The 17,730-nt window shown below is 33.9% G+C and carries 20 protein-coding genes and 1 pseudogene; 19 read left to right on the top strand and 2 right to left on the bottom strand.

The features are described 5' to 3' along the window. Positions 1 to 4: 4 nt before the first annotated feature. Together OR571_RS11315 and OR571_RS11310 are read right to left on the bottom strand one after the other, a co-directional pair. Positions 5 to 932, bottom strand: a pseudogene (locus tag OR571_RS11315) (LCP family glycopolymer transferase). A 12-nt stretch (positions 933 to 944) separates the two neighbouring features. Next, the gene (locus OR571_RS11310) at positions 945 to 1,763 is read right to left on the bottom strand and encodes an SGNH/GDSL hydrolase family protein (RefSeq protein WP_282242907.1); all 819 of its coding nucleotides are present in this window, start codon (positions 1,761 to 1,763) and stop codon (positions 945 to 947) included. A gap of 158 nt (positions 1,764 to 1,921) precedes the next feature. On the opposite strand from OR571_RS11310, the gene OR571_RS11305 reads away from it, so the two are divergent. The 19 genes from OR571_RS11305 to OR571_RS11215 all read left to right on the top strand — a co-directional run bounded on the left by OR571_RS11305 (position 1,922) and on the right by OR571_RS11215 (position 17,706). Continuing rightward, positions 1,922 to 2,647 carry a YveK family protein gene (locus OR571_RS11305; protein WP_282242906.1) on the top strand — a complete coding sequence of 242 codons (726 nt, stop codon included), beginning with the start codon at positions 1,922 to 1,924 and terminating at the stop codon, positions 2,645 to 2,647. A gap of 4 nt (positions 2,648 to 2,651) precedes the next feature. Next, positions 2,652 to 3,371, top strand: coding sequence for a CpsD/CapB family tyrosine-protein kinase (locus OR571_RS11300; protein WP_282242905.1), 720 nt, complete (start codon positions 2,652 to 2,654; stop codon positions 3,369 to 3,371). A gap of 177 nt (positions 3,372 to 3,548) precedes the next feature. Continuing rightward, the gene (locus tag OR571_RS11295) at positions 3,549 to 4,316 is read left to right on the top strand and encodes a tyrosine-protein phosphatase (protein ID WP_282242904.1); all 768 of its coding nucleotides are present in this window, start codon (positions 3,549 to 3,551) and stop codon (positions 4,314 to 4,316) included. Between the two features lie 220 nt (positions 4,317 to 4,536). Then, positions 4,537 to 6,372 carry a polysaccharide biosynthesis protein gene (locus OR571_RS11290; RefSeq protein WP_282242903.1) on the top strand — a complete coding sequence of 612 codons (1,836 nt, stop codon included), beginning with the start codon at positions 4,537 to 4,539 and terminating at the stop codon, positions 6,370 to 6,372. A 412-nt stretch (positions 6,373 to 6,784) separates the two neighbouring features. After that, entirely contained in the window at positions 6,785 to 6,955 is a 171-nt protein-coding gene (locus OR571_RS11285) for a hypothetical protein (RefSeq protein WP_282242902.1), read from the top strand. Between the two features lie 139 nt (positions 6,956 to 7,094). After that, complete coding sequence (locus tag OR571_RS11280; protein ID WP_282242901.1) at positions 7,095 to 7,649, top strand: glucose-6-phosphate isomerase; 555 nt, start codon at positions 7,095 to 7,097, stop codon at positions 7,647 to 7,649. Between the two features lie 103 nt (positions 7,650 to 7,752). Then, positions 7,753 to 8,631, top strand: coding sequence for a UTP--glucose-1-phosphate uridylyltransferase GalU (gene galU / locus OR571_RS11275; RefSeq protein ID WP_282242900.1), 879 nt, complete (start codon positions 7,753 to 7,755; stop codon positions 8,629 to 8,631). 112 nt (positions 8,632 to 8,743) lie between these two features. Then, the gene (locus OR571_RS11270) at positions 8,744 to 9,853 is read left to right on the top strand and encodes a DegT/DnrJ/EryC1/StrS family aminotransferase (RefSeq protein ID WP_282242899.1); all 1,110 of its coding nucleotides are present in this window, start codon (positions 8,744 to 8,746) and stop codon (positions 9,851 to 9,853) included. A gap of 6 nt (positions 9,854 to 9,859) precedes the next feature. Next, complete coding sequence (locus tag OR571_RS11265) at positions 9,860 to 10,504, top strand: sugar transferase (RefSeq protein WP_282242898.1); 645 nt, start codon at positions 9,860 to 9,862, stop codon at positions 10,502 to 10,504. Continuing rightward, positions 10,501 to 11,124, top strand: coding sequence for an acetyltransferase (locus OR571_RS11260; protein ID WP_282242897.1), 624 nt, complete (start codon positions 10,501 to 10,503; stop codon positions 11,122 to 11,124). The genes OR571_RS11265 and OR571_RS11260 overlap by 4 nt, the downstream gene beginning before the upstream one ends. A gap of 27 nt (positions 11,125 to 11,151) precedes the next feature. Further along, on the top strand, positions 11,152 to 12,360 hold the full coding sequence (locus OR571_RS11255) for a glycosyltransferase family 4 protein (protein WP_282242896.1): 1,209 nt from the start codon (positions 11,152 to 11,154) through the stop codon (positions 12,358 to 12,360). A 204-nt stretch (positions 12,361 to 12,564) separates the two neighbouring features. Beyond that, positions 12,565 to 13,674, top strand: a complete 1,110-nt coding sequence (locus OR571_RS11250) for a glycosyltransferase (RefSeq protein WP_282242895.1) — start codon at positions 12,565 to 12,567, stop codon at positions 13,672 to 13,674. Positions 13,675 to 13,855: 181 nt separating this feature from the next. After that, a complete protein-coding gene (locus tag OR571_RS11245) occupies positions 13,856 to 14,728 on the top strand; it encodes a lipopolysaccharide biosynthesis protein (protein WP_282242894.1) in 873 nt (290 codons plus the stop codon). A gap of 22 nt (positions 14,729 to 14,750) precedes the next feature. Then, positions 14,751 to 15,224 (top strand): MATE family efflux transporter, encoded by a 474-nt coding sequence (locus OR571_RS11240; protein ID WP_282242893.1) that lies wholly within the window; start codon positions 14,751 to 14,753, stop codon positions 15,222 to 15,224. Positions 15,225 to 15,240: 16 nt separating this feature from the next. Beyond that, positions 15,241 to 15,582 (top strand): hypothetical protein, encoded by a 342-nt coding sequence (locus OR571_RS11235; protein WP_282242892.1) that lies wholly within the window; start codon positions 15,241 to 15,243, stop codon positions 15,580 to 15,582. Continuing rightward, complete coding sequence (locus tag OR571_RS11230) at positions 15,576 to 16,055, top strand: asparagine synthase-related protein (protein WP_282242890.1); 480 nt, start codon at positions 15,576 to 15,578, stop codon at positions 16,053 to 16,055. The genes OR571_RS11235 and OR571_RS11230 overlap by 7 nt, the downstream gene beginning before the upstream one ends. Continuing rightward, complete coding sequence (locus OR571_RS11225; protein WP_282242888.1) at positions 16,037 to 16,798, top strand: hypothetical protein; 762 nt, start codon at positions 16,037 to 16,039, stop codon at positions 16,796 to 16,798. The genes OR571_RS11230 and OR571_RS11225 overlap by 19 nt, the downstream gene beginning before the upstream one ends. A 25-nt stretch (positions 16,799 to 16,823) precedes the next feature. Next, a complete protein-coding gene (locus tag OR571_RS11220) occupies positions 16,824 to 17,399 on the top strand; it encodes a hypothetical protein (protein ID WP_282242886.1) in 576 nt (191 codons plus the stop codon). Further along, on the top strand, positions 17,392 to 17,706 hold the full coding sequence (locus OR571_RS11215; protein ID WP_282242885.1) for a hypothetical protein: 315 nt from the start codon (positions 17,392 to 17,394) through the stop codon (positions 17,704 to 17,706). The genes OR571_RS11220 and OR571_RS11215 overlap by 8 nt, the downstream gene beginning before the upstream one ends. Positions 17,707 to 17,730: the final 24 nt, after the last annotated feature.

Genomic DNA, 17,730 nt, shown 5'->3' with positions numbered 1-17,730 from the left:
TTGTTTATTTTAACTCTAAATGAGTTTTTAGAGCCGCACTTATAGCTAAAAGCTCCTCATCATCCATCTTATAGTACCAAATTCCATCGATTGTCTCGCCTTGACCTTCTTTAATGTAAAGCTGATCCACATGTCCTACCGCATCCCGGTAGTTAGCTTGAACATCGACCATTTCATCAAACGTCATATTAGTACGAATATTCTTCCCAATTGCATCAAAATATTTTATAGTTAAGTAAGCTATTAATAGTTGCACCTTCACGTAATACTGCTTGTATAACTTGTTTTTGACGATCCTGACGTCCAAAATCGCCTCGAGGATCCTCGTACCGCATACGAGTAAATTCTAGCGCTTCATCTCCACTAAGTTTGTTCACACCTTTAGGGAAAGTATAACTACCTGAAGTGAAATTTAAAGAATTAGTAACAGTAATCCCACCTATTGCATCTACAATATCTTTAAAACTTTCCATATTAACTTGTACAACATAGTCTATGGGAATATCGAGTAAATTTTCTACAGTATTCATCGACATCTCAATGCCACCAAAAGCATATGCATGATTAATCTTGTCCGTCACACCTCTACCGATTATCTCCGTGTAGGTGTCTCGAGGGATACTGAGCATTTTAGTAGATTTAGAAGTTGGATTGACTGTCATCACGATCATTGTATCCGAGCGCCCTTTATCATTGCTACGCTCATCCACTCCAAGAACAAGTACAGAAAAAGGTTCCTTCTTCGTAAATGCAACAGATTCCTTTCGTTTCTCGGACACTTTGCGTTCAATAGGTTCATGCATCTGTTTTGCCGTCTCAGTTAAATCTTTGTAAACTATGGAGCCATAAACTATCAACCCAAGAATACTAACTACGATAATGCCGACAATCTTGGGCCATTTTTTTCTCTTCTTTTCAGTCGAAGACTCCATCGCATTCCTCCGTTATTTTCCGGTAAAATAAGTAATCAGAGGGGATGCCCACACTTTTGCACCTTCACTATTTGGTCTCTGGTCTTCGGTTAACAAAGATTTCAACCTAGAGTCAGTCGTATCTGGCCAAGCACTCCAATGATTAATATAAGGATATGCATTTGTAGCCGAAAAATTCTTAAGAGAGCGAATTTGTACTAAATAAAAATTCGCATTATAGATAGGATAAGAAGGCTGTAACACAATTACAGCATCGGAGACTTCTTCTAAAGCCTTATCCTTGATCGCTATAATATGCTTCTGTTCGTCTTCAATTTTTACTTTTCCATTATTATTAAGCGTAAATGGTTCTAAAAGAATAAGGTCATACCCTTTTTCCCAGTCAAGGTCTGCCATATTTCCTTCGATAAATTGTTTAGACGTACCATCAAACGGCAAAACAGTTGTTTCGACAAAATCTCCATATGTATCTGTTAAAGCATTATTAAGTAAAGATGCATAGCCTGGTGCTCCTTCTTCCATCGAGCTAGAGCCAACGATGAGTAGCTGAACTTTTGCCCCCGCATCTAGTCGGTTTAATAGTAAGTTTTGTACTTTTTTATCCGCATTTTTTATAGAATTTTCGACAATTGTTCTACTTAAAGCAACAGATTCCTCTTTTTTAGGTAATATGACATCTTCTTTTTCTGTTAATTCTATCTGGGTAGAATGGATTGTTTTTGTACCTGCTTTAACATGCTCGAGCCTCGATTTCCACGTAAGATAACTAGAAATAAGCAAAATAATACAAATAGCGGAAATAACTATTGCTATCATCCGTCCATATTTCACCTGAATCCCTCCTTTCCTCCTAAATAGGTAATCTTTCACTTGTTGTGGTTATATTATACTTCTCTATGATAGAATATTAAAGATAAAGGCGTATCATGCCGACATATGCTATACTATATCGAAAATAGAAGAATCAAAATTAAAGGAGTTATCAGTTAATGGAAGAAACAATTAGCCTCCAGGATTTATTTAAAACACTGAAAAAGAGATTACTATTAATCATACTGACAACCATTATCGCCATAACAGTCAGTGGAGTTGTTAGCTTTCTTTATCTGACACCCATTTATCAATCTTCGACACAAATTCTAGTCAATCAAGAAAAAGTAGATATTAGTACATTAAACTCCCAAGACATACAAACGAACTTACAACTAATAAATACATACAATGTAATCATTAAGAGTCCCGCAATTTTAAGTAAAGTAATTGAACAGCTAGATCTTAACACCACGCCAGCCGCTTTAACCAATCAAATTACAGTCAAAAATGAACAAAACTCACAAGTAGTGAATATTACTGTGCAAGATGCCAATCCAAATGTCGCGGTGGATATTGCCAATACAACAGCTACTGTATTCCAAGAAGAAATTAAAAAGTTAATGAAGGTAGACAATGTAAGTATACTTACACCAGCTTTACTTGGAGAAAATCCAACTCCTGTAAAACCGGACCCAATGCTTAATATGGCAATTGCAGCTGTTATCGGTTTGATGCTAGGAGTAGGAATCGCATTTCTATTAGAATACTTAGATACTACGATGAAAACAGAACAGGATATCGAAGAAATCTTAAACTTACCGATACTCGGATTGATCAGCACAATTTCAGATAAAGAGATTCAACAAACAATGGTACAAATGCCACAGAGAAGAAAGAGGTAGTTAAATGGCTAGAGCAAAAGCGAAAAATACAAAAAAACGCGCTCTTCAAACCGTAGCGCGAAAGCTTATCACGAGTGTGAACACAAGATCCATTGTGTCGGAACAATTCCGTACGCTTCGTACAAATATTAACTTTTCTATGCCAGACAAAGAATTGAAAACCTTTCTAATTACCTCTTCAGCTCCGGGAGAAGGGAAATCGACCGTCGCAGCCAACACAGCGGTTGTCTTTGCACAAGAAGGGAAAAAAGTATTGTTAGTCGACGCAGATATGCGGAAACCTACCGTGCACTATACGTTTCATCTAACAAACACAACTGGTACATCCAATCTATTAACTCGACAAGCTACTGTAGAGGAAGTAGTAAAACCAAGTGAAATAGAAAACTTGGATATTATTACATGCGGTCCTATTCCGCCAAATCCTGCGGAGCTTTTAAGCTCTCAAACAATGGATAAAGTAATGGAAGAGATGAAGGGAATCTATGACATTATTATTTTTGATGCTCCGCCTATTTTATCAGTAGCAGATGCTCAAATACTGGCCAACAAGTGTGAAGGCTCCATCTTAATAATGAGTGCTGGAGAAACGGAAAAAGATAATGTGCTAAAAGCAAAAGAAGCACTTGTCTCCTCTCAAGCGAACATTATTGGAGTAGTCCTGAACAACTTCCAATTACAGAAGGACCATTATTACTATCAGTATTATGGAAACGCTGAATGAGTAGGTAATTTTACCTAATCATTCTTTTTTTCGTTTAACGTATAGGAAAAAGGGGTAATGAAAAGTGAGTGTTATGCATGCGCATATTTTCCTTAGCGTGGATAACAAGCCACAACCGTTATCTATCTCGTTAAGTTAATAGAACAAGCAGTAAATAGAAAAAAGGGGTAATGAAAGATGATTGACATACATGCGCATATTCTTCCAGGAGTAGATGACGGACCACAAACGGTAGCAGAATCGATGGAGTTAATAGAACAAGCGGTAAAGGAGGGTATCACAGATATTATTGCGACATCGCATGCAGACAATCCGCATTATGATGTCTCCAAAATAGAAGTACTCGAAAAAATAGAACTGCTAAATGCAGAGATGAGAAAAAACAATTTATCGATGAATATTCATCCTGGCCAAGAAATAAGGATAGGACAATCTACTATTGAGAGATTAACAAATGGAGAGCTCCTAACACTGGCAGATTCCAAGTATGTATTGATTGAGTTGCCGACTGGGGGAATACCTGCTTACACTATTCAAATAATTCAAGGGATTTTAAATTTAGACAAAGTACCAATTATTGCACACCCAGAAAGAAATCGAGCAATTGCAGAAAAACCAAGTAGATTACTAAAACTGATCAATCACGGGGCATTAGCTCAAATTACGGCAGGGAGTCTTGCTGGTCATTTCGGTAGAAATATTCAAAAGCAATCGCTTGAATTGGTGGATGCTAACTTAGTCCATACATACGGATCAGATGTTCATCACGCAAAAACACGCCCGTTTCTTTTTGATGCTGGTCTACGTTACTTGGAAAAGCATAAAAGATTAGATGCAGTCGATATTTTTCTAGAGAATAATGCAAGAATAGTAGAAAATATTGAAGTAATTATATTAGAGCCAAAAGAACTACAAAAGTCTAAGTGGTGGAAAATATTTGCATGATTCAGTGTTAATTAATAGATTTGTCTGATAATTAATTATCGAATGATAAAATTGAATCAGGTTAATAGATAAAAGATATATATATAATAGTTCTTTTAATCCATTTAACTGTAAAAAGCAATAAGTGCAGGAAAGAAAGTCAAGTAAGCATGATACAAAAGTGCTATAATCATTTATGGAAAAGAATATACAAAAATGTATAAAGAATGGTGGGTGCTGGATGTCGTTGAGAAAAAGAATGTCGATGTTAGTAGTGGTGGATTCTTGCATCGTGTTGTTTTCAATTTATATTGGCTATTTTTTATTGCATCCGATAAACAACCCTTTTACTGACACTTTTTTGTTAATAAGTTCACTTACAATTTTTGTAGCACATCATGGTTTTGCGATGTTTTATGGACTTTATCGAAAGGTATGGGAATACGCATCAGTAAGAGAGTTAGTGTCGATTTTTAAAGCAGTAACATTTTCAATCATAGCTGTAGCAATTATTCAATCTATCGTAAAAGGGGACATCCTGTATCGCGCATTATCCATTACATGGATGCTTCATATTCTACTAATCGGAGGCTCTAGGCTTTCCTGGAGAATCATTCGAGACACTTATATATCAGGTGAAAAGTTCACTAGTAAAAAGAAACGAACCCTTATAATAGGAGCGGGTTCCGCGGGGACGATGATCGCAAGGCAGTTATTACGTAATAGCGAAGCTGAATTAGAACCGATAGCTTTTTTAGATGACGATTCCACGAAAAAAGGATTAGAGATCTTTAATATACGTGTATTAGGTGGAACAGACACCATTGCAGATGCAGTGCAAGACTTAGATATCGAACATATTATTATAGCTATTCCATCACTCGATAAACCAACGAGTTCGATGCTTATGCAAAAATGTCTTGATACCGGTATTCATACACAGATCATGCCACTTATAGAAGATTTACTAACTGGTAAAGTTTCTATTAATGAAATAAGAGATGTGAAAATAGAAGATTTACTCGGCCGTGACGAAGTAGAACTAGATCTAGAATCGATCTCTACGAAACTGACAAACAAAAAAATTCTCATCACTGGAGCGGGCGGCTCAATAGGTTCTGAGATTTGTCGTCAAGTAGCAAGATTCGATCCAAAACAACTCATCTTACTCGGTCACGGCGAGAATTCTATCTATACTATAGACATGGAATTACGTAAAAAAGTTTCACCAAATACAGAAATAATTCCAATAATCGCCGATATCCAAGATCGCAATCGCATCTTCGATATCGTATCGGAATACAAACCAGATGTAATTTATCACGCTGCGGCTCATAAACACGTGCCATTAATGGAATACAATCCAATGGAAGCAGTGAAAAATAACATCTTTGGTACGAAAAACGTTGCAGAGGCTGCGGACATGTTCGGTGTAGGATACTTCGTTATGATCTCCACTGACAAAGCAGTTAACCCACCGAACATAATGGGTGCAACGAAGCGTTTTGCTGAAATGATTGTTCAGAATCTTGCGAGAAAAAGTGAGACAAAGTTTGCGGCTGTACGATTTGGAAACGTACTTGGTTCAAGAGGTAGTGTCGTACCATTATTTAAGAAACAAATAATGGCTGGAGGACCAGTGACAATCACTGATGAACGTATGACGAGATACTTTATGACCATTCCAGAAGCTTCCAGACTAGTAATTCAAGCAGGTACACTTGCGAGTGGTGGCGAAGTATTCGTCCTCGATATGGGAGAACCAGTGAAAATTGTGGATTTAGCTAATAATCTCATTCGATTATCAGGATATTCAAAAGGCGAGATTGAAGTGAAAGAAACAGGAATTAGACCTGGAGAAAAACTATATGAAGAATTGATGAATGAAAATGAAAGACAGAGCGAAGTAGTATTTCCAAAGATTTATATTGGGAAGGCTACACCGATTACAGGTAGTGAATTAGATTACCTACTTGAAAAGATACCTGAACTTTCTATGGATGTATTAAAAGATACATTAGTAGGAGTAGCTAATCAAAAAAATGTTGAAGTAGAGCAAAAGATAGTGAGTATGTAACATGTGATTTCATGTTGATTCGATACTAAAAATTTGAATTTTTCAATTGGAGATAAAGATGACACTAAAGTTACAAACAAACTATTTAGAGTCTTATATTCAACAGGAAGAATTACTTCTATATAAATGAGTCTGGTAAGAATATTAATAAAGGGATACACTCTAGAACTTTAGTAGGAAGCGAATTTTTAGGGTGGTTAGAGTATCCGCTTGAAAATCATGATGCTCAAATAGAGGACATGTTGGAAATTGCTAAGCAAGTGCGTCAGGATGCTAAAGTATTTGTAGTCATTGGAATTGGTGGATCCTATTTAGGGTCAAAAGCAATACAAGACGCACTTAGCCCTGCTTTCGAGTAGATGAGTCGTTCCCTGAAGTAATTTATGCAGGACAAAATCTAAGCGGTCGCTATATGAATCAATTATTACAGTATTTAAAGTACAAGGATGTATATATAAATGTTATTTCCAAGTCAGGAACAACAACAGAAACGGCAATTGCTTTTCGTATTTTACAAAAATACATGGAAGAAAAATACGTTGAAAAAGCAAATGAACGAATAATCGTCACAACAGATAGCTAAAAGGAGCTCTTCGAGAGCAGCGAATGAATAAGGCTATCGCTCCTTTATCATAGAAAATGATATCAGAGGTCGCTATTCCGTCTTTACTCCAGTTGGATTATTACCACTTGCAGTTCAAGGATACAATATCCAAACGTTAATGAATGGCGCAAAAAAAGCAGCGATAGAACTACAAGCAAATGATATTTTCTCAAATCCAGCATATCAATATGCAGTAACTCGTCAATTATTGCTGTCACAAGGATATGAAGTGGAAGTATTAACATCATTTGAACCTGCTTTAAAAAATCTTCTTGAGTGGTGGAAACAATTATTTGGGAAAAGTGAAGGGAAAGGGCATGACGGGATATTCCCAGCAGCAGTTTCCTTTTCAACAGATCTTCACTCCATAGGACAATATATTCAAGATGGGAAAAGATTTTTATTTGAAACGTTATTGCACTTCCACGAAGTAGGGGAAGATTGTGAAGTCCCATATGAGGTTCAAAACAAAGATCAGTTGAACTATTTAAGCGATAAAACATTAAATACCATCAATGATATCGCTACCCAAGGAACAGCGATGGCCCATGTAGAGGGCGGTGTTCCTGTAATTAGCATTGAGGTTGAACGGTTAGACGAGTCCCATTTGGGTTACTTAATGTACTTTTTTATGAAAGCATTTTGCAATGAGTGCTTATATACAAGGAGTTAATCCTTTAGATCATCCTGGTGTGGAAGCATATAAACAGAAGATGTTTGATTTACTTGGGAAGAATATTGAGATAGCTAAATAAATAAGGTATAGGTGATGAGAAATGAAAAAAGTGAGAAAAGCAATTATACCGGCGGCGGGATTAGGAACACGTTTTCTGCCCGCAACTAAAGCAATGCCAAAAGAAATGTTGCCGATTGTCGATAGACCTACTATAGAATATATTGTGGAGGAAGCAATCGAATCTGGCATAGAAGATATTATTATTGTTACGGGTAAAGGAAAACGTGCAATAGAAGATCATTTTGATCGAAATTTAGAGCTTGAAGAAAACTTGATGGGAAAAGGGAAGTTCGATCTACTGGAGAAAGTGAATCAATCTTCAAAGGTTGAAATCCATTACATACGACAAAAAGAACCTAAAGGATTAGGACATGCCGTATGGTGTGCACGCAATTTTATCGGTGATGAGCCATTTGCTGTGTTGCTTGGTGATGATATCGTTCAAGCTGAGAAGCCTTGTTTGAAACAATTGATTGAACAGTATGATGATATTGGGTCTTCTGTGATTGGTGTGCAGACAGTTGCGGATGAAAATACACATCGATATGGGATAATTGATCCATTGGCACAAGTAGGAAGACGTTATCAAGTTAGTAATTTTGTGGAGAAACCGGCACAGGGTACGGCTCCTTCTAATTTGGCTATTATGGGGCGTTATGTTTTGACTCCGGAAATCTTCGGTTTCTTGGAAAGGCAGGAAACTGGGGCTTGTGGGGAGATTCAGTTGACGGATGCGATTCAACAGCTTAACCAAGACCAGGATGTATTTGCTTATGACTTTGAAGGTAAGCGGTATGATGTTGGGGAGAAGTTAGGGTTTATCCAGACTACTATTGAGATGGCTTTACAAGACGAAGGGTTGCGGGAAGATTTACTGGTTTATCTTGATGAGTTGATGACTAGTCGATTGGTGAAGTAGGAAATAAGTACGAAGCCCATTTTGGTGGGCTTTGTGTTTTTAAGATAAAGAAATAAATACATAATTTCATTGACTATAAAAAGAAGCTTTAATAGGAAGGAAGTCTTGAAAAATGCAAGATAGAATTTTTCTTTCATCCCCACATATGAGTGATGAAGGTTATGAAATGCAATATGTAAAAGAAGCTTTTGATACAAACTGGATTGCTCCTCTTGGCGAAAACGTAAATGAATTTGAAAATGAACTGGCTACGAAAGTTGGTTCCAAAGGTGCAGCAGCATTGAGTTCTGGAACTGGAGCAATTCATCTTGCACTTAAGGCGGCGGGAGTAGATGAAGGGGATATAGTTTTTAGTTCAACCTTAACGTTCTCTGCTACAGCTAATCCTATTATTTATCAAAATGCCATACCTGTATTTATAGATAGTGATTATGAAACTTGGAATATGAGTCCTAAAGCGTTGGAAGAGGCTTTTGAAAAGTATCCTGATGTAAAAGCAGTAATAGTTGTTCATCTTTATGGTTTATCTGCTGATATGGATAAAATAGTAGAACTTTGTAAAAAGCATAATGTTGTTTTAATAGAAGATGCTGCAGAATCTCTAGGAACTTACTATAAAGGAAAACATACCGGGACTTTCGGTGATTATGGCGTTTTTTCTTTTAATGGAAACAAAATCATCACAACTTCTGGTGGAGGAATGCTCGTTTCTGATAATGATGAAAGAATTGCCAAAGCGAGATTTTGGGCTACTCAATCAAGGGATCAGGCGAGGCATTATCAACATAGCGAATTAGGATTTAATTATCGTATGAGCAATGTCGTTGCGGGGATTGGTAGAGGGCAGCTTAAGGTATTGGAGGATAGAGTTGCAAAGAAAAATTATGTTTTTAACTTTTATAAAAGAGAACTTGGTGGACTTTATGGTGTTGAGTTTATGCCTAGTAATGAGTGGAATGAACCTAACTACTGGTTAAGTAGCATGACTTTATATGGCAAGGTTAGACCGATAGATGTTATAGATGCTCTTGAAAAGGAGAATATTGAGTCAAGACTGATATGGAAGCCGATGCATATGCAGCCATACTTTGAGAAGTATGATTTTGTTGGCACGGATGTATCGGAGAAGTTGTTTGAGAACGGTGTTTGTTTGCCGAGTGATACGAAGATGACTGATGCGGATTTGGAAAGAGTTATAAAGATTATTAAGAAATTGTGGTGAATATAAATGAAACGTTCTAGAGGCGGTATTTATTGTAAATTTATAAAAAGACCGATGGATTTTATATTATCATTGATTGCTATTATAGTTTTAAGTCCGGTTCTAATGATAGTTGCTATTTTAGTTAGAACTAAATTAGGTAGCCCGGTGTTGTTTAAGCAAGAACGGCCTGGATTGAATGAAAAGATTTTTATTATGTATAAATTTAGGACAATGACAGATAAAACAGATAAGAATGGAGATTTACTTCCTGATAGTATAAGGCTTACTAAATTTGGAATACTCTTGCGTTCAACTTCCCTTGATGAGTTACCTGGACTTTTTAATATTTTAAAAGGGAATATGTCAATTATTGGACCTAGGCCGTTATTAGTGCAATATTTACCTCTATATAATGAACATCAAAAACGACGCCATAATGTTAGACCTGGCTTATCTGGTTTGGCTCAGATAAATGGAAGGAATGCAATCAGTTGGGAAGATAAATTTAATCTAGATGTAAAGTATGTAGACAATGTAAGTTTCATCGTGGATTGGAAGATAATATTTCTAACTCTAAAAAAGGTGTTTGTAAGAGAAGGTATTAATTCAGAGACTTCCGCAACGATAGAACCTTTCAAGGGAACTAAAAAGGAAAGAATAGAGATATGAAAAATAAACTACTCATAATAGGTGCTAGTGGTCACGGGAAAGTAGTTGCCGACATCGCATTGAAAATGAATAAATGGAAGAGCATTGCTTTTTTAGATGATGATGATGATAACATTATTACATCAATGGGGATAAAAGTAGTTGGTAAATCAATTGATGTAAATAAACATCTGAAAGATTGGGACATATTTGTAGGTATTGGTAATAGCGTTACAAGAGAAAAGATTCAAGAGCAACTTGAGGCAGAAGGTGCAAGTATACCTACTTTAATTCATCCTAAAAGTGTTATAGGGGAGCAAGTTGAGTTGGCATCTGGAACAGTAATTATGGCCGGAGTTGTTATTAACAGTTGTACCAAAATTGGAAAAGGATGCATTATTAATACAAGTGCAACGATAGATCATGACAATATAATTGAAGATTATGTTCATATTTCACCTGGAGTGCATTTAGCTGGTACGGTGAAAGTTGGAAGAGGATCGTGGTTAGGTATTGGAAGTATAGTAATTAATAACGTGAATATTACCAGTGGGTGTAAACTTGGTGCTGGTTCTGTGGTGGTTAAGGATATAACTGAATTGGGGACGTATATAGGAGTTCCTGCGTTGAAGATAGACTAAGAAAATTAGATGTTTAGGGAGTTTAAAATGAAAAGAGATATTCTTTTAATAGCTCATTTTTGTAGCGATTTCGATGGGAATGGGAATAATAGATTTAATTACCTTGCACACTTGCTTGCTAATAACAACTTTGATGTAGAGTTGGTGACATCGGATTTTTCGCATAATAAAAAGATTAAGAGAAGTAAGTTAGTAGAACAGTATAATTATAAAGTAACTTTTATTTTAGAGCCAGCGTATTCTAAAAATGTATCACTTAAGCGTTTTTATAGTCATTATTTAATGGGCCGAAATTTAAAGAAATATCTACATAATAGAAAAAAACCAGATGTGATCTATTGCGCTGTCCCATCACTGGATTTAGCAAGAGTTGCAGCGGAATATGCTAAAAATAATAACATACGGTTTATTATTGATATTCAAGACTTGTGGCCAGAGGCGTTTAAAATGGTTTTTAATGTTCCTCTCATTAGCAATCTTTTGTTTTATCCGATGAAAAGGCAAGCAGATTACGTATATGCTGCAGCTGATGAAATTATCGCTGTTTCAAATACTTATGCAAAAAGAGCATTAAAGGTTAACAAGAAATGTACAGAAACAAATAGTATTTTTTTAGGTACAGATTTAGAATACTTTGACAAATTAGTTCTAGAGAATCAATTTAGTATGAAGCCTAAAAATGAATTATGGGTAGCGTACATAGGTACATTGGGCCATAGTTATGATATTTCCAGTGTGATAGATGCTCTAAGAATTCTTAAAGACCAAGGAATCAATAATATAAAGTTTATTGTCATGGGTGATGGCCCCCTTAAAAAAAAGTTTGAAAGCTATGCTAAAGAGCAAGAAATTAACGCTGAGTTTACTGGTAGATTAGATTACGGAAAAATGGTAGGTATTTTAAAGTCATGTGACATAGCTGTAAACCCAATAAGTCGTGGCGCTGCACAAAGTATTATTAATAAGCATGCTGACTATGCTGCTGCTGGCTTACCAGTACTAAATACACAAGAATCTGTTGAGTACAAAAATTTAGTAGATGAATATCAGATGGGGTTAAACTGTGAAAATAATAATCCAAAAGATTTATCAGTTAAGTTATTAAAACTTTATAAAGACAGAACCTTAAGCAGGAATCTAGGGATTAACAGCAGAAAATTAGCTGAGGACAAATTTGATAGAGAACAAACATATAAAAATATAGTTGAAGTTGTAGTAATCAATATTTTCCGATAGATTGCTTGATGTGTTTGGGTGACAGCTAATAGCATATATACTATTAGTTGATTTAAAGAATTTTATAAGTAGAGTGTAATTATTTTATAAATATTATTAATTGAATATCACTTTGTGTGCGTATTTTTACGAAATGATAAGCTGAATAAAAAATTGAACTTATCTGTAAAAATATAGTATGTTGACCTTATTAGGAGTGAATCGATGGAAATAAAAATGATATTAACAAATGGATTTGACCCTGATCCAAGAGTATATAAGGAAGCGAAAGCATTATTAGGAAATGGTTATGACGTAGAAATCCTTTGTTGGGATAGAGATAATAGGTATATCGACAAACAGTCTGAGCAATATGATGGTATTAAGATAACAAGATTTTTTCCCAAAAGTGCTTATGGTAGTGGTTATAAGCAACTTTATAGTTATTGGCAGTTTATTACTCAAATTAAGCGTTATTTAAAAAAGCATACTTATGATGTTATACATGCCCATGATATTGATGGTGTCATTATAGGCTTATTTGTTAAGAAAACTGCAAAGCTAGTTTGGGATATGCACGAATTTTATGACGGGTTTAATAGTAGTGGTATAAGAAAATTTTTTTTAGAAAAGATCGCAAAAGAATGTTTTAGAAAATCTGATGGAATAATATATGTTTCTGATTCTCAAAAAGAAAGGTACGAGGTCAAAAAGGTGAGAAATACTCCAGATGTTATTGTAATGAATGCACCTGAAGGAGTTTTATTTAATGGATTTAGAAGAACTTCCTCAGATAAATTACGAATATCTTTTATAGGTAGTTTAAGAGAATTTGATACTTTAAAAAAATTGATGGATATAGGCGAAAAATATAAAGATATTACTATTAATCTGAATGGAGCTGGAGTTGCCTATAAAGAATTAAAGGCACTTCAACCTTTATATAGAAACACAAATATAACAGGCAAATTTCATTATAAAGACATTAAAAAGTATTATGAAAATACGGATATTATTTTTGCGGTTTATGACAGCAAATTAATAAATGTAAAATATGCATTTCCGGTAAAAGGATTAGAAGCTATTGCATCTGGAACTCCAATTATCACTAACAAAAATACTTCCTTTGGTGATTTTGTTAGTATTAATGATATCGGTTTTACAGTAGATGAATATAATGAACTAGAATTAGAGGAGCTTATAAAAAAAATAAGTGACAACAAAGAATTATTGAAAATAAAGAGCGAAAATTTAACTAAGATTAAAGAAAAATTTAAGTGGGATGAGCACAGTAATAATCTTATAAAATTTTATCAAAAATTAATTGAAATTTAGTAACGAAGTATTTTCTATATAAAAGATGGTCTATAACTATTAATGATATATAAATATTTCCTTTAGTGGCGATTGCAAAAAAAAATAATATATAGATAATACGTCCTATGAAATCACTAAAGTAGATTCAATTCAGCATTTCTCATTAAAAAGTTACATAATAAGAGAGGTCGTTTTTTTATTGGTCGGAAATTATAATACAAAAGATAGAAAGCCTTTTCTTAAAAGTATTTTAACGTTATTGACTGGAACAACAATTGCTCAAGCGATTCCGATAGCAATTTCACCCATCTTAACAAGAATATACACGCCAGAGGATTTTGGTTTATTAGCGCTATATCTATCTATTTTTTCAATATTCGTAGTTTCAATAACAGCTAGATATGAACTGGCAATTATGCTTCCTAAAGAAGATAAGGAAGCTGTTAATCTTGTTGTACTTTCTATTATTATTGCGACTGGAATTAGTATCGTTATACTATTAATCGTTATATTATGGGGAAGTAATATAGCTAGCATGTTAGGAAATGATGATATTTATCCTTGGCTTTATTTCATGCCACTTTCACTGTTTTTATCTGGTTTATATCAAGCTTTCAACTATTGGTCAAATAGAAAACAGCAATATCAGAGATTAGCTGTGAATAGGGTTGCTCAGTCAACTACTAATGCGAGTATTAATTTAGCTGTTGGGAGCGAAAAAGAAGGTGCTATTGGATTAATAGCGGGTAATATTATATCGCAATTTATTGCTACAGCAAGTTTGGTACTAAGAAGTATAAAGAAGGATAAATTGAAAATATCAAGTGTGTCAAAGAAAGAAATGATATATCTAGCAAAAAGATACGATCAATTTCCAAAAGTTTCTGTATGGTCTGGTTTATTAAACACGGTTTCTGTGCAGTTGCCAGTATTTATAATATCTGCTTTTTTTTCTAGTACTATAGTTGGCTTTTATTCTTTATCTAATCGTGTATTGAATATGCCGATGTCAATATTAGGAAATGCTGTTGGTCAAGTTTTTTTTTCAAGCATCTTCAAATTTAAAATATGAAAATCCTATTAAACTTAAAAACATGACATACAGTTCTTATAGAAATATGTTATTTATAGGTCTTGTACCAATATCAATAGTATTTTCTTTCGGAGACATACTTTTCTCTTTTGTTTTTGGAGATGCATGGGCTATAGCAGGTGACTATGCACGTGTTTTAAGTATTTGGTTACTTTTAGTCTTTATAGCTTCTCCTTTATCTTTATTGTTTACTGTCATGGAAAAAGAAGGAGTCGGTTTATTATTCAATTTAGCAATCTTCATAAGTAGAATAGTATCTCTCTTAATTGGAGCAATGTTTTTCAAAAGTGCGTTAATAACAATTATACTCTTTGCTGTTAGTGGAATTGTTTTTTGGTTATGGAACTGTGTCTATATCTTAAAGTTAGTAGGAATATCATATTGGAAATCGCTCTTAGGTACTTTGTCAGTAATCATAATAGCATTAAGTATTTCGCTAATGATTCGTTTTTTAATAATGCATAATATTTGGTGATAATGGGGTGTACTAGTTGATATATTTGAAAAATAATAGTGGTTTTAAGTGGATAGAGAATTCTGGATTCTATTTTAAAGGATATCAAGAAGATATAAATAGTAATAATGAACCGTGTAATTTCACTTTTAATGGTATTCCTTTTTTAATAGAAAAAATGAAAAGTGCAAAAGGATTTTTTTCTATAGTTTATGAAAATGAGGATATAATATTTGCTGCTGTAGATTGTGTTAGAAGCATTCCATTATATTATGGTGTAAAAGATAGAGAATTTTATCTAAGCGATGATGCACGATGGATCAGGTCTCAGGTTGGTTATAGTGAAATTGATGATCTGTCTAAACAGAATTCTTGTTGACGGGATATGTAACAGGTAAGAATACTCTGTATACAAATGTTAAACAAATTCAGGCCGGTGAATATCTTGTTTTTGATAAAAAAAATAAAGAACTTAGAACTAGTCACTATTTTAAATTTCACCATGGAGAATATTCTAAAAAGAATCAAGATGAGTTAGTAGAAGAGTTGGATCAAGTACACGTAAGAGTTTTTCAAAGATTAATAGATTCCTTAGAAGGGCGACCAGCAATTTTACCACTAAGTGGTGGATATGATTCCCGTCTCATTGCAGTTATGTTAAAACGTTTAGGGTATGAGAATGTTATTTGTTTTACGTATGGATTATGTTCAAATTGGGAAGTCAAGATATCAAAAATGGTAGCGGAACAATTAGGCTTTAAATGGATTTTTGTTCCATATGAAAAAAAGAAATGTATTCTTATTTCCATAGTAAGGAGAGAAGAGTATACTCGATGTTTGCTGATGGACTAACATCAATGCCTCATATTCAGGACCTACTAGCTGTATCAAAATTAAAAAAACAAAGCCTTATTCCTAAGAATAGTGTGTTTATTCCAGGGCATTCAGGAGATTTTGTTGCTGGCAGTCACATACCTAAATATTTTCTTAAATCCAATACTGTTACTAAAAATGATTTAATTGAATCTATGTTACATAAGCATTATAACTTATGGTTTTCAAACGAAAAATATCAAGTATTTCTAAAGAAGACTATCGAATTACTAGTTGATGGGGATGATTTAAAAAATGAAGTGGCAGCAGATATTTTCGAAGAGTGGGATTGGCGAGAAAGACAGGCTAAATACATCTGTAATTCTGTAAGAGTATACGAATTCTATAATTATGAGTGGAGACTACCACTTTGGGACAGGGAAATAATAAAGTTTTGGTCAAATATTTCTATTCAATATAGGGTAGATAGGAATTTGTATTTTCAATTTGTGGAGAGTAAACAATCTCACATTAGGGTTCCAGCAAATCCAAAACTTTCATTATTTAATAAAATTAATAATAAGCTTGATAATTATTTTTATAGTTTTGTATTATATAAACCAACTAAAATAAAACTTTTGACTACAAAAGTTTCAGCTCTCATTGATCAAGATATAAAAGTTGAAATTAGTAAATGGAATAAGCCTTTATGGAAAACTGACATAAATACATTATTTGTGTTAAACACAATATTAGAAATTGAAAATGAACTAGAAATCTAAGTATTTTTAAAAAACGGGGGAAAAAATGAACTTAGTAAAAAAAATTGCAAGATTTATGCAAGCAAGACTTTTTGTAAGAGATACGGTTATTCTTTTTAAAATGGAACAAGTTAAGAATATTAACTCCTCTGCAATAATAAAAATAGCTAATTTAGAGAATTTAAATGATATTATGAATTTTCAAGAGGCAAAATATCTATCAATATTTAAAGATTTTCTAAAGAAAGGTGATATAGGTTATTTAGGATATTTGAATGGCCAATGTATTCACCGTTCTTGGGTAGTAAATAAAGAGAGTTCGGTGGTTCATTTACACCCATTTGTAAAGAAAAAGTTGAAAAAGAATGAGATATTTATACATTATTGTGAAACCGCAACATCTGCTAGAGGTAACAATGTTTATCCATTTGTTATTAGTGAAATTGCAAAAGATAATCCTGATAAAGAAGTTTTAATATGTGTGAATAAAAAAAACGCTGCTTCTCTTAAAGGAGTAAAAAAAGCGGGTTTTAAACCTATCCAAACTATTATTATTATCGTATTTTTAGGGCTCGTGATTAGATTTAAAAAAGACTTTAAAGGTGCTGAGATTTTTGAATAATAGAGAAAAGTATAGAGAGTTATGTAAAAAAGAAAAAAACATCCCTATTTTTTCGAAAGATTGGTGGCTAGATGCAGTTGCTGGGGAAGGAAAATGGGATGTTATTTTAGTAGAAAAAGGGGACGAAATTGTTGCAAGTCTTCCTTATGTAATAAAGAAGAAATTCAGTTTTAACTATATTACAATGCCAATGTTGACACAAACCGCAGGTATCTGGATAAAATATCCTGAAGGGCAAAAGTATGTAAAAAAATATCTTTTGAAAGAGAAGTTTGTAAAGAAATTATCAGAAAAATTCCAACTGTAGATTCTTTCTCTCAAAATTTTCATC

The sequence above is a fragment of the Psychrobacillus sp. NEAU-3TGS genome, from assembly GCF_029955155.1.
GTDB lineage: Bacteria > Bacillota > Bacilli > Bacillales_A > Planococcaceae > Psychrobacillus.
Note: the sequence above shows the minus strand (reverse complement) of the source record. Positions and strands in the feature narration are given on the sequence as shown.